This window comes from Sphingobium sp. Z007, assembly GCF_900013425.1.
In the GTDB taxonomy this organism is placed as follows: Bacteria; Pseudomonadota; Alphaproteobacteria; order Sphingomonadales; family Sphingomonadaceae; genus Sphingobium.
In genome coordinates this window covers 1,744,994-1,766,541 of sequence record NZ_FBXK01000005.1, presented here as the reverse complement: position 1 = coordinate 1,766,541, position 21,548 = coordinate 1,744,994, and the positions used below count along the sequence as shown (strand labels likewise).

The window sequence follows — 21,548 nt, the reverse complement described above, 5'->3', positions numbered from 1 at the left end:
ACGGTCCGTTCGTTTCGAGCGAAGTCGAGAAACGAGGCAGAGCTGCGCGCCGGAGCTAAACGCTGGCACCCTGCTGGCCGCTTCTCAACTGGGCTCGAAGCGAACGGCGACAGTGTAGAATCCTGTATCATCTGAAGGCGCGCCCGCCATTGCGTCTGATCGTGTGCCGCCCTAGATGAAAGCCATGACACCGCGCCGCCTCCTCACCGCCCTGGCCCTGTTCCTGTCCGGTTGTGCGGGGGCGCCGCAAAACTATCCCTCGCTCGCCAAGCGGCCGATCGAAAGCGCCCCGGTGGCGAAGATCGCGCCGCCCGCCGCGCCGGTGCCGGCCGATGCGGCACTGTCGGCGGAAATCAGCCGTCATGTCGCCCAGGCCGACAAGGGCGCTGCCGCCTTCGACGCCGCCTATGCGCGCGCCGACCGGGCCGTCGGCGCGGCCAAGGGTGCAGGCGTGTCCAGCGACGCCTGGGTCGCGGCGCAGGTAGCGATCAGCTCGCTTGAATCTGCGCGCAACGACAGCGTGTCGGCGCTCGCCAGCCTCGACACGCTCTATGTGACGCGCAGCAACGCCGTCGCTGATGGCAAGGCGGCCGGCGGGCTGGAAGATATCGACGCGGCTCGCAGCGCGGCGCTGGCGCTGGTCGATCAGCAGAATGACCGCATCGACGCGATGAAGGCACGCTTGCCGCAGCCATAACGGGAGCATATGCCGAAGCGGTGTGTTTGGCGACGACCACAAGCAGATTTTCGGTAACCGGTCTGTAGGACCGACAAGCCTTTGCTTCACTGCTGTCACCCCAGCGTAGGCTGGGGTCTCAGGCGAAGACGCGATGCGATTAAGTAAGTGCCAAGCCGAACCGCCGCGTGCCCCCGCACAAGACCCCAGCGTTGGCCTTCGGCCGCCCTTCGGGTCGCTGGGGTGACGGGATTTTTGAGTCGTCGTCAAAGCGAAGTCAGGCGCAAAGCGCAATGGCAGGACGCCACCCCCTATCGCAACCGCCCTAGCGCCCGCCCTGCGCTTGGAACCACGGCACCATCCGCGCGATCGCATCCTCGACCCGGTCGGTGGACACCGCGAAGCTGAAGCGGATGAAGCGGTGGCCGTCGACGGGATCGAAATCGATCCCTGGCGCGGTCGCGACCCCGGTTTCGCGCAGCAGTTTCTGGCAGAAGCGCAGGCTGTCATCGGTCAGGTGGCTGATGTTGGCATAGATGTAGAAAGCGCCGTCGGGCGGCGCGATGCTGGCCAGGCCGAGAGCGGGCAGGGCGTCCAGCAGCAATTGCCGGTTACGGCGATAGCTTTCGACATGCCCCTCCAGTTCGTCGGTGCAATCGAACGCGGTCAGCCCGGCGCGCTGCGCCAGCACCGGCGGGGTCAGGAACAGATTGCCCATCCGCGCCCGCGCCGCGTCGATCAGCGCGGGCGGCACCACGATCCAGCCCAGCCGCCAGCCGGCCATGCTATAATATTTGGAAAAGCTGTTCACGATCACGGCGTCGGGCGCGAATTCCAGCATCGAATGGGCCGGTTCGCCAAAGCTCAACCCGTGATAGATTTCGTCGGAAATGATGCGGATACCGCGTGTATCGCAGACTGCAGCGATCCGCGCCAGTTCGTCCGCCGGGATAATCGTGCCCGTGGGATTGGCCGGGCTGGCGAGGATCAGGCCATCGGGCGCGGGATCGATCGCCGTCAGCGCGTCGGGGCTGATCTGATAGCGTTCGGCCGGGCCGCACGCGACCTCGACCGGCTCCAGGTAGAGCGCCTTCAAATTATTGCGATAGGCGACATAGCCCGGCCGCGCCGTCGCTACCCGCGCGCCCGGCGCGAACAGGCAGGTCAGCGCCAGCACCAAGCCGGGCGACGCGCCGCAGGTCAGCAAAATCTGTTCGGGGTCCACCGCCACGCCATGCCGCTCGCCATAATGGCGGGCGATCCGCTGCTTGAGCGGCGTGCTTTCCCAATAGCCCATCGCCTCTGTGTCCAGCACATGATGCGCCATGGCGATGGCGTCGGCGGGCGCGCCGGTGGACGGCTGGCCAAATTCCATATGCAGGATGGACCGGCCCGCCGCTTCGAGCGCATGGGCTTCGCGGCTGATGGCGATGGCGTGGAAGGGGGATATGTCGGCGATCATGCCGCGTGGCGTAAAGCGGCGTGGCAACCATGTCCATGGCCGCTACGTTCTAGCCGGCATGAACCAGACCGTCCTGACCGCCCTGCAATATTATGGCGCTGGCGCTGCGACACTTGCGGCGCTGATCGTTTCGCTGAACCTGGGGCGACGCATAACCGGATGGGCATTCGTACTGTTCGTCACATCCTCAATCGCGCTGACCGCCTGGGGTTTCCTCGATCACAACAGCGAGGGGATAGGCTGGCAGAATGTCGCGCTGCTGGTCATCAACGCGGTCGGCGTCTGGCGCTACCTGATTTCGAAACATGAGGTGCGGGATTAGCGCAATCTGGGCTTGATCCGCACATTTCTCTTCCGTTCGGGCTGAGCCTGTCGAAGCCCTCTGTTTCCTCTCGAAGATCGGAAGAAAAGAAGGGCCCTTCGACGGGCTCAGGGCGAACGGCTCTTGGATCAGATTTCCGCGATCCAGACCTCGACCGGTACGACATCCTGCAACAGCGCCAAGCGGATCGGCAGTTCTTCGACCGGACCACCCGCCAGCGCACGATCATAAACCGCCTTCTTGCCCGCCCCGCTGATTTGCAGGAAGATATGGCGGCTCTGCAAGATCCCATGTGCCGTCAGCGACATGCGCTGGTGCGGCGCGACTGGCGGGGTCGCCGCGATCGTCAGCGCTTTGGTCGCCAGTCCCTCGGCCAGTTCCTTGCCCTCAGGAAACAGCGAGGCGGTATGCCCGTCGTCGCCCATGCCGAGCAATATGATATCCAGCGGCCAGGGCAGGTCGGCGAAAGCTGCCTCTATCGCCGGTTGCCCCGCATATGCGTCCGTCGCTGGCGTTTTCATCGGCACGAAACGCGCCTGCGCGGCCGCGCCCTTGAGCAGCGTGTCGCGCACCAGCTTTTCATTGCTGTCGGCGCTGTCGGGGGTGACCCAGCGTTCGTCGACCAGCGTTACCACGACCTTGCACCAGTCGAGATCAGCGTGGCTCAGGGCTTCCAGCACCGGCCGGGGCGAACGGCCGCCGGACAGCGCGATGCTGGCGACGCCGCGCTGCGCGATCGCATCGGACAGGATCGTGGCGATGCGCGCGGCGATGCCGGCTGCGGCCTGCGCCCCGGTGGCGAAAATATGTTCGGTCGGCATGGGGCTACTCCGGAATCTCAGGCAGCGTGCAAATGTCCACCCATTGCGCCCCCGTCAAGGCCGCCAGCCGATCCGGCGTCAGTTCAACCGAACTGGTGCGCGATCCGGCCGCCGGAAAGACGGTGGCGAAATCCCTGAGCGACACGTCGCAATAGACGGGCAGGGGAGAGGCGAGGCCAAAGGGGCACACGCCGCCGACCGGATGGCCGGTGATCGCCTCCACCTCATCCCCGCCCAGCATCCGCGGCTTGGCGCCCAGCGCGGCCTTCGCCTTGCCATTGCTGAGCCGCGCATCGCCCCGCGTGCATACCAGCACGACCATCTCGCCCACGCGCAGCGACAGCGTCTTGGCGATCCGCGCCGGTTCGACGCCCAGCGCTGCGGCGGCCTCCAGCACCGTTGCCGTGCTGACGCCCTGGTCGATGATCGCCACATCGGACGCGTGGGTCGCGAAGAAGGCGCGGACGCTCGCCTCGCTCATCCGCGCCCGCCTGTTTCGCGCTCCCCCAGCTTGCGCTCCCATGCCAGCGCATGGGCGACGATCTGGTCCAGATCGGCATGGCGCGGCTCCCAGGGGAAGGTCTTCAAAATGGCGCTATTATCGGAAATCAGCTTGCCCGGATCGCCCGCCCGGCGGCCGGCCATGACGCGCTTGACGGGCATATTGGTCGCGCGATCGACCGCGTCCAGCACTTCCATCACCGAAAATCCCCGGCCATAGCCGCAGTTGAGCAGATGGTTGCGATCCGGCTCCGCCATCAACGCCTCCAGCGCCAGCAGATGCGCGGCAGCCAGGTCGGTCACATGGATATAGTCGCGCACGCCCGTTCCGTCGGGCGTATCGAAATCCGTGCCAAACACGGCCACGCTCTCCCGCTTGCCCAAAGCCGCCTCGACCGCGACCTTGATCAGGTGGGTTGCCCCCGCCGTCGATTGGCCCGTCCGCCCCTGCGGGTCCGCGCCCGCGACGTTGAAATATCGCAGCGCGCAGAAGTTCATGGGGTGCGCCGCGGCGACGTCGCGCAGCATATATTCGGTCATCAGCTTGGACATGCCATAGGGATTGATCGGCCGCTGCGGCGTATCCTCCCGCACCGCTTCAACGTCCGGCGTGCCATAGGTGGCGGCGGTGGACGAGAAAATGAAATGCGGCACGCCCACGCGCACCGCGCTTTCGATCAGGTCGCGGGTCTTGGCGCTGTTGTTATGATAATATTTCAAAGGGTTTTCGACCGACTCTGGCACAACGACTGACCCTGCGAAATGCATGATCGCCTTGACGTCGTGGTCGCGCAACGTGGCTTCCACCAGCGGCTGATCGGCGATATCGCCGCGCACCAATGTTACGCCATCCGGCACCGCCCAATCGAAGCCAGTGACCAGATTGTCGATCACCACGACGCCATAGCCGGAATCCTTGAGCGCCAGCACCGCATGGCTGCCGATATAGCCCGCGCCGCCCGTGACCAGGACCGTTGGTTTGTCGCTCATAAGAAAAAGGTCTCCCAGCCTGTTGCCGGGAGACCTAGCCGAGTGTTGTTAAAATTTATAGAGCCTGTGTTCCCCGGCGCAGGCAGAGCAACAAGTCACGCCGCTGCTTTCGCCGGAACCGGCCGATAGAAAGTCGCCCCGCTCGCCGCCATCTCCCGCAACTGCGCCGTCGGCGCGAAGCGCGGGCCATGCGCCGCCGCCAGCCGGTCCAGTACGGCCACCACATGGGCAATGCCGACCGTGTCCATATGGCTGAACGGCCCGCCGGTATAGGGCGCAAAGCCCCAGCCGAAGATCGCGCCGATATCGCCATCCTCCGGCGTCTCCAGTACGCCTTCCTCGAAACAGCGGGCGCATTCGATCAACTGGCGATAGAGCAGCCGCTCCTTCACCGCCTCGACAGCGGGCTGCTCGGCCGCGCGGGGGAACATCTCGCCCAGAACCGGCGACAGATGCTTTTTCGCGCCTTCGGGATAGTCGTACCAGCCCTTGCCATTCTTACGGCCCAGCCGGCCCGCCTCGACCATCTTGACCATGATGTCGTCGGACCCCTGCGGCACATAGGCGTCGCCCAGCTCCTTTTTCGCGGCGCTCATGATCTTCCAGCCCAGTTCGATCGAAACTTCGTCGCTCACGGCCAGCGGCCCGGTGGGCATCCCCAATTGCTTGCCGGCATTTTCAATAAGCGCCGGATTGACGCCTTGGCCGACCAGTTCCGCGCCTTCCTGCACATAGGTGCCGAAGCTGCGGGAGGTGTAGAAGCCGCGGCTGTCATGCACGACGATCGGCGTCTTCTTGATCTGTGCCACGAAATCCAGCGCCTTGGCGATGGCGGCGGGACCGGTCTTCTCGCCCAGGATGATCTCCACCAGGGGCATCTTCTCGACGGGCGAGAAGAAATGGACGCCGATGAAATTCTCCGGCTTGGTCCAGGCCTGCGCCAGCTTCGTGATCGGCAGGGTGGAGGTGTTGGACCCGAAGATGGTATCCGCGCCCAGCACTTCCTCAACCTTTTTCGTGACTTCCGCCTTGATGCTCACATCCTCGAACACCGCCTCGATCACGAAGTCCGCCCGCGCCAAGTCGGCATAGTCGGTGGTCGGCGTCACGCGGGCCAGCGTTTCCGCCAGCTTCTCCGGCGTCATGCCCTTGCCCAGACGCTTCTTGAGAACCGCCTCGACATGCGCCTTGCCCTTCTGCGCATAGGCCAGGTCGCGATCGAACAGCACGACCTCGATCCCCGCCTGCGCCGCGACGGTCGCAATGCCGGCGCCCATCATGCCAGCGCCCAGCATGGCCAGCTTACGCGTCGGCGCCTTGGGCTGATCCTTGGGACGGCGCGCGCCGCGTTCGGCGGCCTGCTTGTTGACGAACAGGGTGCGGATCATGTTGCTCGCCTGCGGGTCGGCGGCGACCCTGGCGAAATATTTGCTTTCGATCTGGATCGCCCGGTCCATCGGCAAGGTGATGCCTTCATAGACGGCCGACAGCAAAGCGATCGGCGCGTGCATGTTGCGCTGGGTCTGCTTGAGCGTCATCGGCAGCGCGCCGGCCATGGTCTGGACGAAGGCAGGGTTGAAGCCGCCGGCACCGCCGGGCACCTTATAGCCCTTAACATCCCACGGCTGGGTGTTGGCGTTGGGATTGGCCTTCACCCAGTCCCGCGCCGCCTCGACCGCCGTGCCCTGCGGCACGACCGCATCCACGACCTTAAGCATCGCTGCTTCCGCCGGGCGGAACAGCTTGCCCTGGAGCATATACATCAATGCCGCCTGCACCCCCATGATGCGCGGCAGGCGCTGCGACCCGCCGCCGCCGGGGAAGAGGCCGATCAGGATTTCGGGCAGGCCCAATTGCGTCTTGGAGCTGTCGCCGACGAAACGGCGATGGCAGGCCAGCGCCAGTTCGAACCCGCCACCGACACAGGTGCCTTCGACCGCGCAGGCGACCGGCTTGCCGCTGGTTTCCAGGCGGCGGAACAGGGCGTTCAGCACGAACAGATCGTCATACAGCGCGGCCGGCGCGGGGGCGTCACCCGCCTTCGCCAGCATCGACCCGAAAAATTTCAGGTCCATGCCGGCCATGAAGCCGCTATCCTTGCCCGACGCGATGACCGCGCCCTTGATGCCCTCTTCGGACGCGATACGCGTGATTGCGGCGTCCATGTCCGCTATGAAGTCCGGGCCGATGACGTTCATCGTCTGGCCGGGTACGTCAATGGTCAGCGTGGCGATGCCGTCAGCGTCGATGTCAAATGCGATGGTCTGCATGATGATGCTACCTCTCAATGCCGTTCGCCCTGTTCGAACGAGACACTTGTCTCGTTCGAATGTCGAAGGGCTCATGTTATATTTTTAGATACGCTCAATGATGATGCCGGTGCCCATGCCCGCGCCGACGCACAGGTTGATGAGCGCGGTGCCCTTGCCGGTCCGCTCCAGCTCGTCCAGCGCGGTGCCCAGCACCATCGCTCCGGTAGCCCCCAGCGGATGGCCAAAGGCGATCGCGCCGCCATTCACGTTGATCTTCGAATGGTCGAGGTTCATCGCCTGCATGTAGCGCAGCACGACCGACGCGAAGGCCTCGTTCAGTTCCCACAGATCGATGTCGGCCGTGGTCATGCCCGCACGGCTCAGCAGCTTGCCCGCGACGAACTCCGGCCCGGTCAGCATAATCAGCGGTTCCGAGCCGATCGAGGCCATGGCGCGGATGCGGGCGCGGGGCTTCAGCCCAAATTTGTCGCCCATATCCTTGTTGCCGACCAGCACGGCGGCCGCGCCATCCACGATGCCGCTGCTGTTGCCGGCGTGGTGGACATGGTTGACCTTCTCTAGTTCAGGATAGCGCAGCAGCGCCACCGTATCGAAGCCGGGCATGTCCTCGCCCAGCGCAGCGAAACTGGGCTTCAAAGCGCCCAGCGACTGCATCGTGGCATCGGGGCGCATATGTTCGTCATGGTCCAGCACGACTCGGCCGATCACATCCTTGACCGGCACGATCGACTTGGCGAACCGCCCTTCGTCCCAGGCAATCTTGGCGCGTTTTTGGCTCTCGACGGCATAGGCGTCTGCATCGTCGCGGCTGATGCCGAACTTGGTGGCGATCACGTCCGCACCGATGCCCTGCGGCGCAAAATAGGTCTTGTAGGCGACCGACGGGTCCATCGCCCACGCGCCGCCGTCCGACGCCATCGGCACCCGGCTCATCGATTCGACGCCGCCGCCGATCGCGAACATCGCTTCGCCGGAATAGACTTTCGCGGCAGCCATGTTCACCGCCTCCAGCCCCGACGCGCAGAAGCGGTTGATCTGCACGCCCGGCACGGTCTGCGCATAATCGGCGTTCAGCACCGCGATGCGGGCGATGTCCGCGCCCTGTTCACCCACCGGGCTGACGCAGCCCAGGATGACGTCATCGACATCCGCCGTGTCGATCTGGCTACGATCGCGCACGGCTTCCAGCACCTGCGTCGCTAACTGGATCGGCGTGATTTCGTGGAGCGACCCGTCGGCCTTGCCCCGGCCACGGGGCGTCCTTACGGCGTCGTAAATAAAGGCTTCCATGTCTTTCCCTCTCCGTGGGCTGCCCTGTGGGCGCACTGGATGTGAAGCGAAATGTATTTACGTTTACGTAAAGTGCAAGTGTAAATGCACGGGCTTGATGCCTTCCCGCCCTGCCGTAGCGGCAGGGCAGGGCAGTTACTCGAAACATCGCCAATATTGTCCAACTCGCTGTCGCACGCCGCCCTTTCGCGGTGCGAATCCCTGTGTCATTGACGGGCGATGCGGATCGCCATCCTCTCCGACATCCACGGCAATATCGCCGCGCTGGACGCCGTGCTGGCCGATGTCGAGGGGCGGGGCGTGGATGCGATCGTCAATCTGGGCGACATCCTGTCCGGCCCGCTCTGGCCATGCGAGACGGCCGACCGGCTGATGGCGCTCGACCTGCCCACGATCCGCGGCAATCATGAGAGGCAATTGCTGACCCAGCGTCCGGGCCGCATGGGCGCGTCGGACCGCTATACCGACGCGGTCCTGCAATCCCGTCATCGCGACTGGATCGCGTCGCTGCCCGACAGCCTATGGCTCGCCGACGATGTGCTGATGGTCCATGGTGCGCCGGGCGACGATCTTTGCTATTGGCTCGAAACGCTCGACCCCACCGGATTGCGGCCTGCGACGGCCCAGGAAGTGGAGGCGCGGGCAGGGGGCGTCGCCGCGCCGCTGATCCTGTGCGGCCACACCCATATCCCGCGCATCCACCATAGGCCCGGCGGCAGGATGATCGTCAATCCCGGCAGCGTCGGCCTGCCCGCCTATGCCGACGAGCATCCATTCCCGCACAAGGTGGAGACCGGATCGCCCCATGCCCGCTATGCGATAGCGGATGTGATGGCGGACGGGTGGCGGGTGGAACTGCTCGCGATCGCCTACGATTGGGAAGCCGCCGCTTGCGCAGCCGCAGCGCACGGCCGCCCCGACTGGGCGATCGCGTTGCGGACGGGGCGCGTCTAGAAGCGTTGCGCGTCGGCCATTGCGGCTTATATCCGCCACTATGGACAGCGCGACGCCCGCCTCGAATCAGCAAAACCCTTCGCCGCTTTCCATCCCCATCTTTCGCGCGATCTGGACCGCCAGCCTTGCGTCCAACTTCGGCGGCCTGATCCAGTCGGTGGGCGCGGCGTGGATGATGACGTCGCTGTCCGCCTCGCCCCAACTGATCGCGCTGGTTCCGGCCGCGACCACCTTGCCGATCATGCTGCTGTCGCTGTGGGCCGGTGCGGTCGCGGACAATCTCGATCGGCGCAAGGTCATGATCGCGTGTCAGGCGTCGATGCTGGTCATATCCACCGCGCTGGCGCTCACTGCCTGGGCTGGCCTCGTCACGCCCTGGCTGCTGCTGGGCTTCACCTTCCTGCTGGGGTGCGCCACCGCGATCAACGGTCCTGCCTGGCAGGCGTCGGTCGGCGACATGGTGCCGCGCGCCATCCTGCCCAGCGCGGTCGCAATGAATTCGATGGGCTTCAACCTGGCGCGCAGCGTCGGACCGGCGCTGGGCGGCGTGATCGTCGCGGTGGCGGGGGCGGCGGCGGCGTTCCTGACCAATGCGGTCAGCTATATAGCGCTGCTGACCGTGCTGTTTCGCTGGCGGCCTGACCTGCCGCCCAAGCTGCTGCCGCGCGAACGTCTGGGCGTGGCGATGCAGGCTGGGCTGAACTACGTCGCCATGTCGCCCAATATCCGGCTGGTGCTGCTGCGCGCCGCGGTCTTCGGCATCGGCGCGAGCGCGGTGTCGGCGCTGATGCCGCTGGTCGCGCGCGACGTGCTGGGCGGCGGGGCGCTGACGTTCGGCCTTACCAGTGGCGCATTCGGCATCGGCGCGGTGCTGGCCGCCCTGTCCACCCGCCGTCTGCGCGCGCGCTTCTCGGTGGAAACGATGGTGCGGTCGGCCGCGCTGATCCTGGCGCTGGGCACCGCGATCACGGGCGCGAGCACCTCGCTCGCGCTGGCCCTGCTCGGCTATCTGCTGGCGGGCATGGGCTGGGTGACGGCGCTGGCGACCTTCAACGTGTCGGTCCAGATGTCGGCGCCGCGCTGGGTCGTCGCGCGGGCAGTGTCGCTCTATCAGATGACCGCTTTCGGCGGCATGGCGATCGGCGCCTGGATGTTCGGCTGGATCGCCGAGCATCATGGCGTTGTCGAGGCGCTCTATGCCTCCGCCGCGGCGCAGCTCGTGGCCGCCATGCTGGGCCTTCTTCGTCCGCTGGCGCAGACTGGCGAGGATAATCTCGACCTCCAGAACAGCTGGCGCGAACCCGACACCGCGGTGCCGGTGGAGCCGCGCAGCGGGCCGGTGGTCGTCACCATCGAATATCGCATCCCGGCCGGTTCGGTCGTGCCCTTCCTCTCCGCGATGAGCGAGCGGCGGCGCATCCGCCGGCGTGACGGTGCCCATGGCTGGACGCTGATGCGCGACCTGGGCGATCCGTCGCTTTGGGTGGAGCGCTATCATGTCTCGACCTGGCTCGATTATGTCCGCCACAATCAGCGGCGTACCGTGGCCGACATCGACAACAGCCAGGCCATCCATGCGTTGCATTCCGGGCCGGGCTCTCCGGTGGTGCATAGGCTGTTGGAGCGGCAGACCGGATCGCTGCCGATGAGCCGCGCCCCCGATCCCCGTGAAATGGGCGATCCGATGACCGATCCAACCCGGTCGAACTAAAGCCGCTCTGGACCTATTGTGGCGTCACCGGCCGCCAGCCGGGCAGATCCTCCGGCGTGTCAATATCGTGCAGCACATTGCCGCTCGTTTCGATCTGTAGGCCATGGCTCAGCAGCGCGCGCGCGCCCTGGTCGCCCTTCAACGCTAGCAATTCGGGGAAATGCTTGCGGCCGATAAAAGCGGGCGGGGAGGAGGAGAAGCCGTCGGTGGAGGCGACCACGGACCTTATATCCTCCGCGGCCAGGCAGATGCGGTTATAATGGGTCTGCGGCACGTCGGGCATGTCGGCCAGGCAGATCAATATGCCGCGTATCTTCATGTTGGGCATGACATGTTCGACCGCGCGCACGATGCTGCCCGATATCCCCTCTTCGGGCCGGTCGTTCACGATGATGCTATAGCCGCGCCGGTCCAGCTTGCGATGGATGACTGGGGCCTGCCCGATCGGGCGCACGACCGCGACCAGTTCGGCAAAGGCCATGGACGCGACCGTTTCTAGCACATGGGCGGCGAGCGGCTTGCCGCGCAGGTCGGCCATCAGCTTGTCATCGTCGCCAAAGCGGGTGGATGATCCGGCCGCCAGCAGGACGGCGGCGATTCGTTCAGTGCGCATGGGAGACGAAGGGCAGAGACATTGTGATGTGGCGATCCCGATTATCCCCCGACTTGCCACCCCGGCGATCTTGTGTCCAGCATCCCCGAAAGACACTGGCCATCGCGGACCCCAGCCGCCATATGCCACGCCAACAGCATAAGGAGTGGCCCTGTTCATGGCATGTGAACTCGAAACGGAAATTGTTGGCGACGGCAAGGTGCCGGTCCCGGCCGAAGTCAGCGAGGCGATCCGGACCCTGATCCGCTGGTCGGGCGACGCCCCCGAACGCGAAGGTCTGTTGGAAACGCCCGAACGGGTGGCGCGCGCTTGGAAGGAATATTGCCGCGGTTATGGCGACGACCCGGCCTATCATCTCTCGCGTATCTTCCACGAAGTGGGCGGCTATGACGATGTCGTGCTGCTCAAGGGTATTCCGTTTCAGTCGCATTGCGAACATCATATGGCGCCGATCGTGGGCAAGGCGCATATCGCCTATCTGCCCGGCGATTATGTGGTCGGCATTTCCAAGCTGGCCCGCGTCCTGCACGCCTATGCCAACCGGTTGCAGGTGCAGGAACGGCTGACGTCCGAAGTCGCCAACTGCATCTGGGAGCATTTGAAGCCTCAGGGCGTCGCTGTTGTGATAGAGGCGACCCATGGCTGCATGACCGGGCGCGGCGTCCGCACGCCGGGCGTCGTCATGAAGACCAGCCGTATGCTCGGCGTGTTCCGCGACAGTGAAAAGTCGCGGGAGGAAGTGCTGAAGCTCATCGCTTCATGAGCGACGACAAGGAACCAGCCTATCGTCCCCTGGGCAAGGCGCCTAGCAGCGTGGCGCCGGTCGGCGCACCGCTGGCGCCCAAGCGGCTGGCGCTTGTCACTGGCGGGCATCGGCGGCTGGGCGGCATCATTGCCGCTGCGCTGGCAAAGGCGGGCCATTCACTCGCCGTCCATGGCAGCCACGACACGCGGCTCGATTCCCATTTGGCGCTGACCTTCGAGGAGGAGCGGACCGAATGGGATGGCTTCGTGGTGGATTTCGCCGATCCCGAAGGGGCGGAGGAACTGGTGGCCAGGGTGGCCGAACGCTTCGGCCGTCCGCCCGACATATTGATCAACAGCGCCGCCCTGTTCGGGCAGGACCGGCTCGACACGGTCACCGCCGACGACCTGATGCGCCATTATGCCGTCAACTGCGCCGCGCCCACTTTGCTAACCAAGGCGTTCGCCACCATACCGGCGGGCGTCGGCGATCGCTGCATCGTCAACATTCTCGACCAGCGGATCGACCATCCCCATGCCGACCAACTGGCCTATACGCTCTCCAAGCTTGCGCTGGCCGGGCTCACGCGCACCAGCGCCGCCAGCCTCGCGCCCAAGGTGCGGGTGAACGCCGTCGCGCCGGGCCTGACGATCGCCACTCCCGACTATGACGAAGCACAGATGGAGCGGTTGGCGCAGATGATGCCGCTCGCCCGCCTGCCGCAGGCCGAGCAAATCGCGCAGGCGGTTCTCTATCTGGTCGAAGCGACCGCCGTGACTGGGCAGACGCTCTATGTCGATGGCGGGGCGCATCTTAAAAGCTATGATCGCGATTTCATGCATCTGTGCCGATAGGCTCGGCGCAAATGCGGTGCGGTGGGGGCTGGCGAAGCGCCGCCCATACCAATAGAGCGGTCTCAAAGCTTAAAGGAGACGGCGATGACCTATGAAACCATCCTGGTCGAACAGCGCGACGCGGTGACGCTGATCACGCTCAACCGGCCGCAGGCCTTGAACGCGCTCAACAGCCAGGTGTTGAGGGAACTGAGCGCCGCCTTTGGCGCCTATGACGCCGATCCGACCCAGCGCTGCGCGGTGCTGACCGGCAGCGGCGAAAAGGCGTTCGCCGCCGGGGCCGACATCAAGGAAATGGTCGACAAGGACGCCGCCGACTTCTTCCTGGAGGATTTCTTTTCCGGCTGGCAGACCGGCGTCGTCGCCACCCGCAAACCCTGGATCGCGGCGGTGCAGGGCTTTGCGCTGGGCGGCGGGTGCGAACTGGCGATGATGGCCGACTTCATCCTGGCGGGCGATACCGCGAAATTCGGCCAGCCCGAAATCAAGTTGGGCGTTGCGCCGGGCATGGGCGGGTCGCAGCGCCTGACCCGCGCGGTGGGGAAGGCCAAGGCGATGGAAATGTGCCTGACCGGCCGGATGATGGACGCGGCCGAAGCCGAGCGATCGGGATTGGTGAGCCGCATCGTGCCCGCCGCTGACCTTCTGGACGAAGCGCTCAAGACCGCTGCGGCGATCGCCGCGATGCCGCCGATGGCCACGATGATGAACAAGGAAATGGTCAACATCGCTTTCGAAACCGGCCTGGCCCAGGGCCTGCTGACCGAACGTCGCCTGTTCCAGATACTGACGGCGACGCAGGACAAGAAGGAGGGCATGACCGCCTTCGTCGAAAAGCGCCCCGCCGTCTGGCAGGGGCGCTGAAATATTGCAGCGCAAGCCCGCCTTGAAATTATCCGTAACATATTGATTGTTCTGCCATAGGCCGAGAAAATCTCATTGGCCTATGGTGGAGTTTCCCGACAGTCTCGTTTCACAAGAAAACGCAGAAACGATGGCGTATGCAGACATGCATCCGCCGCTATTGTTTGGGGAGGGGTGCGGCGCTCAAGCGCCCCCTGATTGGCTCGTTGTGAAACAGGGAGCCTTTGCATGTCCGTTATCTCGTCCATCCGTCTTTCCTCGCGCGCGGCCTTGCTGCTCGCCTGCGCCACCGGCGCGCTGAGCGCCGCCCATGCGCAGGAACCGGTCGGAGACGGCGACGAGACGATCACTGTCACGGGCCGCCGTATCTCCCAGTCGGCCGAAGCGATCGGCGAGGACAAGGTCAGCAATGTCGTCGCCGTGACCCGCGAAGCGCTGCTATCCGCTCCGTCTGGCATTTCGGGCCTCAAGATGCTGGAGCAACTGCCCGGCTTCAACGTGCAGACCGACGGGGCGCTTGGCCTTTATGAATTTGGCAACAGCGTCCAGACGCGCGCCTTCAACCTCGACCAGATCGGTTTCGTGGTCGATGGCATTCCAACGGGCCGCAGCGACGCGTTCGGCGGCAGCCCGGTGTTCCGCTATGTCGACAATGAAAATCTGGGCGTGGTGGAGGCCGCGGTCGGCGCGGGCGATGTCGGCCTGCCCAGTTACTCGACGCTCGGCCCGGTCGTGCAATATAACAGCATCGCGCCGCAGGAAGAGATGGGCCTGTTCGTGTCCCAGAGCTTCGGCGATTTCGACATGAAGCGCACCTTCATCCGCGCCAGCACGGGGCAGGTCGGCCCGTTCCGCGCCTATGTCAGCCGCACCAAGCTGGACACGGACCTGTGGCGCGGCGACGGCACGGTCGATCGCGAACATTGGGAAGCCATGGTTCATGCCGATCTGGGCGGCGACAGCTGGGCGCGGTTCAAATTCGTGTCGAACAAGTTCAACGATTTCGACTCCCCCTCGCTGACCCGCGCGCAATATCTGACAGGCACCGACGTCGGCGGCAAAAGCGGCCGGGACCGCGGCTATATCTCGGTCGTGCCCAACACCACGCCGGGCTTCGCGCCCGTCGCGGGCGGCCCCGCCTTCAGCAACGCCAACTATGCCTATACCAACACGCTGGCGATCAACGTGCGCGATGACAAGCTCTATGGCGGCACCGTCCACGCCGGAATCGCTGACGGCGTCTGGGCCGAAGCGACCGCTTATTATGAAGATAAGGGCGGTTATGGCGTGTCGCCCGACACCTATGCCAATAGCCTGCTGCAATATCAGCGGCAGACGGCCGCTGGCATCGCGCTCAGCGCGCCCAAGGGCACGCAATATGGCCTGTCGACCGTGGGCGGCGAACGCTATGGCCTGACCACCAAGCTGCATTGGGAATTGGGCGTCCAGACGATCGAAGTCGGGCTGTGGGCCGAAGTCGATACCTATAACCGCACCCAGGCGCGCTACAACACCATCGACGGATCGCCCGCCAGCGCACCCGACCTGGACGATCTGGTCTATGTCCGCCGCAATTATCAGTCGGAACGCAACACGACCCAGGCCTTCGTCAAGGACCGGATCGCGCTGCTGGACGACAGCCTGATCTTCGACCTGGGCGTCAAGGCGCTGAACATCGACTATCGCTACAGCGGCTATCGCGACTTCAACGATTATTATCGCAATGCCGGCACCACCGCCGCGCCGATCTGGGTCGCGGGCTGGGGTCCGCAGACGCTGCGCACCAGCTATAGCGACGGCTTCCTGCCGATGGCGGGCGTGCTTTACAAGATTAACAACCAGACCCAGATTTTCGCGTCCTATGCGGAAAATATGGCCCTGCCCAAAGGGTTGGACGATGTCTTTTCCGTCTCGCTCAACAGCAGTTCGGCCGGCGTGCCCGCGCCCGCCCCCGAACGGTCGCAGAATTTCGAGGCGGGCATCCGCACCAACCAGGGGCAATTCTACGCCTCGCTTGCGGGTTATTACACCAAGTTCAAGAACCGCATCCAGTCGATCGGGTCGATCCTGCCCGGCACCACCAACGTCATCGAAACCTTCTTCCAAAATGTCGGTCGGGTCAGCGCCTATGGCGCGGAATTCAGCGGCACGTTCAAGCCGTCGGCGCTCAACGGCCTCGCTTATTTCAACCTCAACGCCACCTATAATATCGCCAAGTTCAAAGACGATATCGTCACCGCCACGACCACTTTCCAAACCGACGGCAAATATATCCCCGACAGCGCCAAGTGGATCGTCAATGGCGGCGTGACCATCGAACCGGCAAGCTGGCTGGTCGGTAACTTCTCCGGCAAATATACCTCGCGCCGCTGGTCCACCTTCGACAATTCGGCCGGCTCCAGCGTCAAGGGCTTCACCGTGTTCAGCGCCTATGTCGATATCGGTGACGGTTTCAGCCTGGGTCCGATCAAGGGCATGAAGGCGCGGTTTAACATCGACAATATCTTCGACAAGGATACGCTGTCCTTCATCACCGCCGCGGTGACGGGCGACGGCAATTTCCGTCCGCTGTCCCCGCGCACCTTCCAGTTCACCATTTCGGGTGAAATCTGATGCGGGCTAGTTGGATGATGGGGGCGGCGCTTGCGGCGCTGCTCCCGCCCGCGTCGCAGGCGCAGGACGTGCCGAAGAAAGTGTATCAGCTGCACCAGAAGCTGATTACCCTCGACAGCCATCTCGATACGCCGGCCTCGCTGGATCTACCCGGCTGGTCGATCGACGAGGAACATGGCGTCCATAGCGACTATACCCAGGTCGATCTGCCGCGCATGAAGAAGGGCGGCCTGGATGGCGGCTTCTGGGCGATCTATACGGGGCAGGGACCGCTGACGGTCGAGGGGTTCCGCAAGGCGCGCGACTTCGCGATCCTGCGCGGCCTGTCGATCCGCAACATGGTGGCCGCCGACCCCGCCAATTTCCAGCTCGCGCTGGAGGCGAAGGACGCCGCCCCGATCGCCGCGGCGGGCAAGCGCATCGTCTATATGTCGATCGAGAACGCCTATCCGCTGGGCGAGGATGTCTCGCTTATCAAGACCTTCTACGACATGGGGGTGCGGGTGTCGGGCTTTGCCCATTTCGCGCATAACCAGTTTGCCGACAGTTCGACCGACCCGTCGAAGAAGCCACGCTATGGCGGCCTCAGCCCGCTGGGCAAGGAATTGCTGGCGGAAATGAACCGCCTGGGCATCGTGCCGGACGGGTCGCACTCGTCGGACCAAGTGCTGGACGACCTGCTGGCGCTCTCGACCACGCCGGTGCTGCTGACCCATTCGGGCTGCAAGGCGGTCTATGACCATCCGCGCAACATTGACGACGATCATCTCAAGGCGCTGGCGGCCAAGGGCGGCGTCATCCAGATGAACGCCTATGGCGCCTATCTGCGCGCGTCCAAGCCCAACCCGGATCGGCAGAAGGCGCTGATGGCGCTCTACGGCCAGATGCGCGAGGATGCGAAGATCTCACCGGTAAAGCGCACCGAACTGCTAGCCAGGCGACAGGAGATCGACAGGCTGTATCCCGACACCGACAAGCCGACCTTTGACGACTTCATGGCGCATATGCTCCATGCGCTCAAGGTCGTGGGGCCGGATCATGTCGGCATCGGCCTGGATTGGGACGGCGGCGGTGGCGTCGTGGGTATGGAGGATGTGGTCGCCCTGCCCAAAATCACCGACGCGCTGCTCAAGGCTGGCTATACCGAAGCCGACATCCAGAAAATCTGGTCCGGCAACGTCCTGCGCGTGCTGGCAGCGGCGGAGGCGGGGAAAGGCAAATAACAACATCAGTTCGTTTCGAGCGAAGTCGAGAAACGGGAAGCGCTGAGCCAGCCGCTTCTCGACTTCGCTCGAAGCGAACGGAGTGGGTTTGCCTATTTCCCCTCTAACATCTCGATCATCAACGAAAAGTCGCGCCCGGCCTCGCCCCGGTTGGCGAGCAACTGGTAGAGCGCTTCGGCGGCATTGCCAATCGGCACGCTCGCGCCCACCGACGCGGCCGCTTCAGTCGCCAGCTTCAGATCCTTGAGCATCAGGCCGACCGCAAAGCCGCCCTGATAGCCATTGTCGGCCGGCGTCTGTGGGCCAACGCCGGGGACGGGGCAGTAGCTGGTCATCGACCAGCTCTGGCCCGACGACACGCTGCTGATGTCATAGAATGTCTGCGGGTCGAGGCCGAGCTTCTTCGCCATCGCGAAACTTTCGCAGGTGGCGACCATGGTCGCGCCCAGCAGCATGTTGTTGCAGATTTTCGCGCCCTGGCCATTGCCTGCGCCGCCGGCATGGATCACCGCCTTGCCCATGGCCGACAGGATCGGCCTGGCCTTGGCGAAGGCATCATCCGCGCCGCCCACCATGAAGGTCAGCGTGCCGCCATTGGCCGCCGCGATGCCGCCGGAGACCGGCGCGTCGACCATCTCGAACCCCTTGGCGACCGCCGCCTCGATCACGCGGCGGGCGGTGGCGACGTCGATGGTGGAGCAGTCCAGGAACAGCGCGCCGGGCTTGGCAACGCCGAACACCTGTTCGCTATAGACGCTCTCCACATGCTTGCCGGCAGGCAGCATCGTCACCACCGCGTCGGCCCCGGTCACCGCATCGGCGGCGCTGGCCGCCCGGACGGCGCCATGGCTTTCCGCCTTGACCAAAGCCTCTTCGGACAGGTCGAAGGCGCGCACGGCATAGCCGTTCTTGAGCAGGTTGGCGGCCATCCCGCCGCCCATATTGCCAAGGCCGATGAAGGCGATCGTCTGGGTCATCATCTTATCCTCTTCCGCTTAACTTCGCTTATTTCCCGCAGGTTTCGACATAATGTTGCGTCCTGTCGATCCTATCGAAAAGTCGGGGCGCAAAGGGCAGGTAGAGGCAAGCGCAGCTATAGCAGGCGCCCGCCCTGTAGGACAGGATCAGTCCGTCCACGCCAGTCCCGGCGGCGTCCATTGTTTGTCCGCCGGGAGCGGCGCAAAGATCGCATCGATCATCGCGTCGCTCACCCCTTCCAGCGTGGCCGGGTTCCATTGCGGCGCATTATCCTTGTCGAAGATGACCGCGCGCACGCCCTCGACGAAATCGGGCCGACGGATGATCGCGCAGGCCAGGCCATATTCCATCGCCATATTGGCGGCAAAATCGGGCTTGGCCGCGCCCTCGGCCAACTGGCGCAGCGCCACCTTGATCGTCTGGGGCGATTTGGTGGCAAGCACGGACAATTGCTGGGTCGCCCATGCGCCGCCGTCGGCTTGCAGCGCTGCGACGATCTCCTCCGCCTTGTCTGACGCGAACAATCGGTCGATGTCGGCGCGGTGCGCGTCCAGTTTGGACGGGGGCGGGGTTTCGGCATTTTCCGCTAATATCTCGACCAGCCCCAGAGGGTCGGCGAGGATGCGGGCCTTGACCGCATCCAGCGTGTCCGACGCGATATAATGGGTGGCGATGCCGATCGCGGCGCAATCTGCCCCGTCAATCCGCGCGCCCGTCGCCGCGAGCCAGGCGCCGACCCGGCCGGGCAGGCGCGGCAGATACCAGCCGCCGCCGACATCAGGGAACAGGCCGATGCCGGTTTCGGGCATGGCGAAAGTGGTGCGCTCGGTCGCGACGCGGAAGCGGGCGGGCAGGGAGATTCCCACGCCGCCGCCCATGACGATGCCGTCCATGAAGGCGACGATGGGCTTCCCATAGACGAACAGCAGATGGTTCATCCGATATTCCAGGTGGAAGAAGCGTTCGGCTTCAACGCAATCCGCCTTGGCGCTGTTAGCGATCAGCGCAATGTCGCCGCCCGCGCAGAAACCGCGCGACAGCTTGGGATCGCCATCGGGGGCGGGCAGATGGTCGATCATGACGGCGATGACCGCATCGTCCTGCGCCCAGCGCAGCAGCGCATCGTTGATGGCGTCGCACATTTCCGGGGTCAGGGCATGGATCGCCCTGGGCCGGTTCAGGCGGATGCGGCCGACGCCTTTTTCGATGATAGTCAGGACTTGGTCGGTCATTCTTATCTCCTTCCTCGCCCCTTGGGGAGAGGGATGCGAAGACTTGGCAGCTTGCTGCCTAGTCGGAGCTGGGAGAGGGGGGATTGCGTGCCGGCCCCTCTCCAACTTCGCCTAGGCGCGTGCCGCGCCAAGGCTTCATATCCTCTCCCCACGGGGAGAGGATCGGGTTCACCGCAACATGTCCCGCGCCACGATCATCCGCATGACCTGGTTGGTGCCTTCCAAAATGGAATGGACCCGCAGGTCGCGCCAGATGCGCTCAATCGGATAATCCATCAGATAGCCGTATCCGCCATGCAATTGCAGCGCGCGGTCGGCGACCGACGATCCGGTGTCAGTGGCGAAGCGCTTGGCCATCGCGGCGAAGCGGGTCTTGTCGGGCGCATTGTCGCTCACCTTGACCGCCGCGGCATAGAGCAGCGTGCGGGCGGCCTCCAATTCGGTCTGCATGTCGGCCAGGGTGAATTGGGTATTCTGGAAATCGGCGATCGATTGGCCGAACTGCTTGCGATCCTTGGTGTAGCGCACGCTTTCATCGATGCAACGCTGCGCGCCGCCCAGCGAGCAGGCGCCGATGTTCAGCCGCCCGCCGTCCAGCCCCATCATCGCAATGCGAAAGCCTTCGCCCTCCGCGCCGACCAGATTTTCCACCGGCACGCGCACGCCATCGAAATTCACCTGCGCGGTCGGCTGCGAATGCCAGCCCAGCTTGCGCTCCTGCGCGCCGAAGCTGACGCCGGGCATGTCCTTTTCGATGACGAGGCAAGAGATGCCCTTCGGCCCATCCTCGCCGGTGCGGACCATGGCGAGGTAGACCTCATTCTCGCCGCCGCCGGAAATGAACTGCTTGGAGCCGGTCACGACATAATGGTCGCCGTCCCTGACCGCCTTGGTCTTGAGCGCCGCGGCGTCCGATCCCGCGCCAGCCTCGGTCAGGCAATAGCTGGCCATGCGGGCCATCGGCACCAAGTCGGGCAGATATTTGTCCTTGACCGCCTGCGCGCCGAAACGGTCGATCATCCAGGCGCCCATATTGTGGATCGAGATGAAGGCGCTGGTGGAGGGACAGCCATAGGCCATGGCTTCCATGATGAGCGCGGCTTCCAGCCGGCCCAGCCCGATGCCGCCCGATTCCTCTGACACATAGATGCCGCCAAAGCCCAGCTCCGCGGCGGCGCGGATCGTATCGCGGGGGAAGATATGCTTTTCGTCCCACTCCGCCGCATGGGGCGTGATCGCGTCGGCGGTGAAGCGCTGCGCCATCTCCTGAATGGCGCGCTGGTCCTCGGTCAGGTCGAACTGGGTCATGCTCTCCATCCTCCGCCAACCTGTCCGGTGCGCCGATGATGGCCGCTGCGCCGCAGGATCGCTTGTCGCCATGCTTCTAGCAATGCAGCGTTATTGCAAGCAATGGCGAAGTTGTGCA

The 21,548-nt window shown here is 64.6% G+C and carries 19 protein-coding genes; 9 read left to right on the top strand and 10 right to left on the bottom strand.

Going from position 1 to position 21,548, the window contains the following annotated elements:
• Nucleotides 1–184 precede the first annotated feature (184 nt).
• Nucleotides 185–697 carry a hypothetical protein gene (locus CEQ44_RS16560; RefSeq protein ID WP_088182099.1) on the top strand — a complete coding sequence of 171 codons (513 nt, stop codon included), beginning with the start codon at nt 185–187 and terminating at the stop codon, nt 695–697.
• A 304-nt stretch (nt 698–1,001) separates the two neighbouring features.
• On the opposite strand, the gene CEQ44_RS16555 is transcribed toward CEQ44_RS16560, so the two are convergent.
• On the bottom strand, nt 1,002–2,138 hold the full coding sequence (locus CEQ44_RS16555) for a pyridoxal phosphate-dependent aminotransferase (protein WP_088182051.1): 1,137 nt from the start codon (nt 2,136–2,138) through the stop codon (nt 1,002–1,004).
• Between the two features lie 58 nt (nt 2,139–2,196).
• Between CEQ44_RS16555 and CEQ44_RS16550 the strand changes: the two genes are divergently transcribed.
• On the top strand, nt 2,197–2,460 hold the full coding sequence (locus CEQ44_RS16550) for a hypothetical protein (protein WP_088182100.1): 264 nt from the start codon (nt 2,197–2,199) through the stop codon (nt 2,458–2,460).
• A gap of 128 nt (nt 2,461–2,588) precedes the next feature.
• Here the strand turns inward: CEQ44_RS16550 and pgl are convergent, their stop codons facing one another.
• From pgl to CEQ44_RS16525, 5 genes are all read right to left on the bottom strand, one after another.
• Nucleotides 2,589–3,281: a 6-phosphogluconolactonase gene (gene pgl / locus CEQ44_RS16545; protein WP_088182052.1), complete on the bottom strand. Its 693-nt coding sequence runs from the start codon at nt 3,279–3,281 to the stop codon at nt 2,589–2,591.
• Nucleotides 3,282–3,285: 4 nt separating this feature from the next.
• Complete coding sequence (locus CEQ44_RS16540) at nt 3,286–3,762, bottom strand: YbaK/EbsC family protein (protein WP_088182053.1); 477 nt, start codon at nt 3,760–3,762, stop codon at nt 3,286–3,288.
• Complete coding sequence (galE, locus tag CEQ44_RS16535; protein ID WP_088182054.1) at nt 3,759–4,772, bottom strand: UDP-glucose 4-epimerase GalE; 1,014 nt, start codon at nt 4,770–4,772, stop codon at nt 3,759–3,761. Before galE ends, CEQ44_RS16540 begins: the two co-directional genes overlap by 4 nt.
• Before the next feature lie 95 nt (nt 4,773–4,867).
• Nucleotides 4,868–7,042 carry a 3-hydroxyacyl-CoA dehydrogenase NAD-binding domain-containing protein gene (locus CEQ44_RS16530; RefSeq protein ID WP_088182055.1) on the bottom strand — a complete coding sequence of 725 codons (2,175 nt, stop codon included), beginning with the start codon at nt 7,040–7,042 and terminating at the stop codon, nt 4,868–4,870.
• Nucleotides 7,043–7,126: 84 nt separating this feature from the next.
• Nucleotides 7,127–8,335 (bottom strand): acetyl-CoA C-acetyltransferase, encoded by a 1,209-nt coding sequence (locus CEQ44_RS16525; protein WP_088182056.1) that lies wholly within the window; start codon nt 8,333–8,335, stop codon nt 7,127–7,129.
• Between the two features lie 219 nt (nt 8,336–8,554).
• Between CEQ44_RS16525 and CEQ44_RS16520 the strand changes: the two genes are divergently transcribed.
• Both CEQ44_RS16520 and CEQ44_RS16515 read left to right on the top strand, forming a co-directional pair.
• A complete protein-coding gene (locus CEQ44_RS16520; protein WP_088182057.1) occupies nt 8,555–9,289 on the top strand; it encodes a metallophosphoesterase in 735 nt (244 codons plus the stop codon).
• 40 nt (nt 9,290–9,329) lie between these two features.
• On the top strand, nt 9,330–11,000 hold the full coding sequence (locus CEQ44_RS16515) for an MFS transporter (protein WP_088182058.1): 1,671 nt from the start codon (nt 9,330–9,332) through the stop codon (nt 10,998–11,000).
• A gap of 13 nt (nt 11,001–11,013) precedes the next feature.
• On the opposite strand, the gene CEQ44_RS16510 is transcribed toward CEQ44_RS16515, so the two are convergent.
• The gene (locus CEQ44_RS16510; RefSeq protein WP_088182059.1) at nt 11,014–11,613 is read right to left on the bottom strand and encodes a nucleotidyltransferase family protein; all 600 of its coding nucleotides are present in this window, start codon (nt 11,611–11,613) and stop codon (nt 11,014–11,016) included.
• Nucleotides 11,614–11,770: 157 nt separating this feature from the next.
• Here CEQ44_RS16510 and folE point away from each other — a divergent pair, with 157 nt between their 5' ends.
• From folE to CEQ44_RS16485, 5 genes are all read left to right on the top strand, one after another.
• Nucleotides 11,771–12,376 (top strand): GTP cyclohydrolase I FolE, encoded by a 606-nt coding sequence (gene folE / locus CEQ44_RS16505; protein ID WP_088182101.1) that lies wholly within the window; start codon nt 11,771–11,773, stop codon nt 12,374–12,376.
• A complete protein-coding gene (locus CEQ44_RS16500) occupies nt 12,373–13,212 on the top strand; it encodes an SDR family oxidoreductase (RefSeq protein WP_088182060.1) in 840 nt (279 codons plus the stop codon). Before folE ends, CEQ44_RS16500 begins: the two co-directional genes overlap by 4 nt.
• 84 nt (nt 13,213–13,296) lie before the next feature.
• Nucleotides 13,297–14,076 carry an enoyl-CoA hydratase-related protein gene (locus CEQ44_RS16495; protein ID WP_088182061.1) on the top strand — a complete coding sequence of 260 codons (780 nt, stop codon included), beginning with the start codon at nt 13,297–13,299 and terminating at the stop codon, nt 14,074–14,076.
• 228 nt (nt 14,077–14,304) lie between these two features.
• Nucleotides 14,305–16,689: a TonB-dependent receptor gene (locus tag CEQ44_RS16490; RefSeq protein ID WP_088182062.1), complete on the top strand. Its 2,385-nt coding sequence runs from the start codon at nt 14,305–14,307 to the stop codon at nt 16,687–16,689.
• Nucleotides 16,689–17,912, top strand: a complete 1,224-nt coding sequence (locus CEQ44_RS16485; RefSeq protein ID WP_088190868.1) for a dipeptidase — start codon at nt 16,689–16,691, stop codon at nt 17,910–17,912. Before CEQ44_RS16490 ends, CEQ44_RS16485 begins: the two co-directional genes overlap by 1 nt.
• Nucleotides 17,913–18,004: 92 nt before the next feature.
• Here CEQ44_RS16485 and mmsB read toward each other — a convergent pair whose 3' ends face one another.
• The 3 genes from mmsB to CEQ44_RS16470 all read right to left on the bottom strand — a co-directional run bounded on the left by mmsB (nt 18,005) and on the right by CEQ44_RS16470 (nt 21,430).
• Nucleotides 18,005–18,889: a 3-hydroxyisobutyrate dehydrogenase gene (gene mmsB, locus CEQ44_RS16480; protein ID WP_088182102.1), complete on the bottom strand. Its 885-nt coding sequence runs from the start codon at nt 18,887–18,889 to the stop codon at nt 18,005–18,007.
• A 147-nt stretch (nt 18,890–19,036) separates the two neighbouring features.
• Nucleotides 19,037–20,122, bottom strand: coding sequence for an enoyl-CoA hydratase/isomerase family protein (locus tag CEQ44_RS16475; RefSeq protein WP_088182064.1), 1,086 nt, complete (start codon nt 20,120–20,122; stop codon nt 19,037–19,039).
• Between the two features lie 168 nt (nt 20,123–20,290).
• The gene (locus CEQ44_RS16470; RefSeq protein ID WP_088182103.1) at nt 20,291–21,430 is read right to left on the bottom strand and encodes an acyl-CoA dehydrogenase family protein; all 1,140 of its coding nucleotides are present in this window, start codon (nt 21,428–21,430) and stop codon (nt 20,291–20,293) included.
• Between the last annotated feature and the right edge of the window lie 118 nt (nt 21,431–21,548).

Bases quoted from the DNA above. Each gene is read 5' to 3' on its own strand.
- CEQ44_RS16560 (WP_088182099.1), top strand. From the start codon at position 185: ATGACACCGCGCCGCCTCCTCACCGCCCTGGCCCTGTTCCTGTCCGGT.
- CEQ44_RS16555 (WP_088182051.1), bottom strand. From the start codon at position 2,138: ATGATCGCCGACATATCCCCCTTCCACGCCATCGCCATCAGCCGCGAA.
- CEQ44_RS16550 (WP_088182100.1), top strand. From the start codon at position 2,197: ATGAACCAGACCGTCCTGACCGCCCTGCAATATTATGGCGCTGGCGCT.
- pgl (WP_088182052.1), bottom strand. From the start codon at position 3,281: ATGCCGACCGAACATATTTTCGCCACCGGGGCGCAGGCCGCAGCCGGC.
- CEQ44_RS16540 (WP_088182053.1), bottom strand. From the start codon at position 3,762: ATGAGCGAGGCGAGCGTCCGCGCCTTCTTCGCGACCCACGCGTCCGAT.
- galE (WP_088182054.1), bottom strand. From the start codon at position 4,772: ATGAGCGACAAACCAACGGTCCTGGTCACGGGCGGCGCGGGCTATATC.
- CEQ44_RS16530 (WP_088182055.1), bottom strand. From the start codon at position 7,042: ATGCAGACCATCGCATTTGACATCGACGCTGACGGCATCGCCACGCTG.
- CEQ44_RS16525 (WP_088182056.1), bottom strand. From the start codon at position 8,335: ATGGAAGCCTTTATTTACGACGCCGTAAGGACGCCCCGTGGCCGGGGC.
- CEQ44_RS16520 (WP_088182057.1), top strand. From the start codon at position 8,555: ATGCGGATCGCCATCCTCTCCGACATCCACGGCAATATCGCCGCGCTG.
- CEQ44_RS16515 (WP_088182058.1), top strand. From the start codon at position 9,330: ATGGACAGCGCGACGCCCGCCTCGAATCAGCAAAACCCTTCGCCGCTT.
- CEQ44_RS16510 (WP_088182059.1), bottom strand. From the start codon at position 11,613: ATGCGCACTGAACGAATCGCCGCCGTCCTGCTGGCGGCCGGATCATCC.
- folE (WP_088182101.1), top strand. From the start codon at position 11,771: ATGGCATGTGAACTCGAAACGGAAATTGTTGGCGACGGCAAGGTGCCG.
- CEQ44_RS16500 (WP_088182060.1), top strand. From the start codon at position 12,373: ATGAGCGACGACAAGGAACCAGCCTATCGTCCCCTGGGCAAGGCGCCT.
- CEQ44_RS16495 (WP_088182061.1), top strand. From the start codon at position 13,297: ATGACCTATGAAACCATCCTGGTCGAACAGCGCGACGCGGTGACGCTG.
- CEQ44_RS16490 (WP_088182062.1), top strand. From the start codon at position 14,305: ATGTCCGTTATCTCGTCCATCCGTCTTTCCTCGCGCGCGGCCTTGCTG.
- CEQ44_RS16485 (WP_088190868.1), top strand. From the start codon at position 16,689: ATGCGGGCTAGTTGGATGATGGGGGCGGCGCTTGCGGCGCTGCTCCCG.
- mmsB (WP_088182102.1), bottom strand. From the start codon at position 18,889: ATGACCCAGACGATCGCCTTCATCGGCCTTGGCAATATGGGCGGCGGG.
- CEQ44_RS16475 (WP_088182064.1), bottom strand. From the start codon at position 20,122: ATGACCGACCAAGTCCTGACTATCATCGAAAAAGGCGTCGGCCGCATC.
- CEQ44_RS16470 (WP_088182103.1), bottom strand. From the start codon at position 21,430: ATGACCCAGTTCGACCTGACCGAGGACCAGCGCGCCATTCAGGAGATG.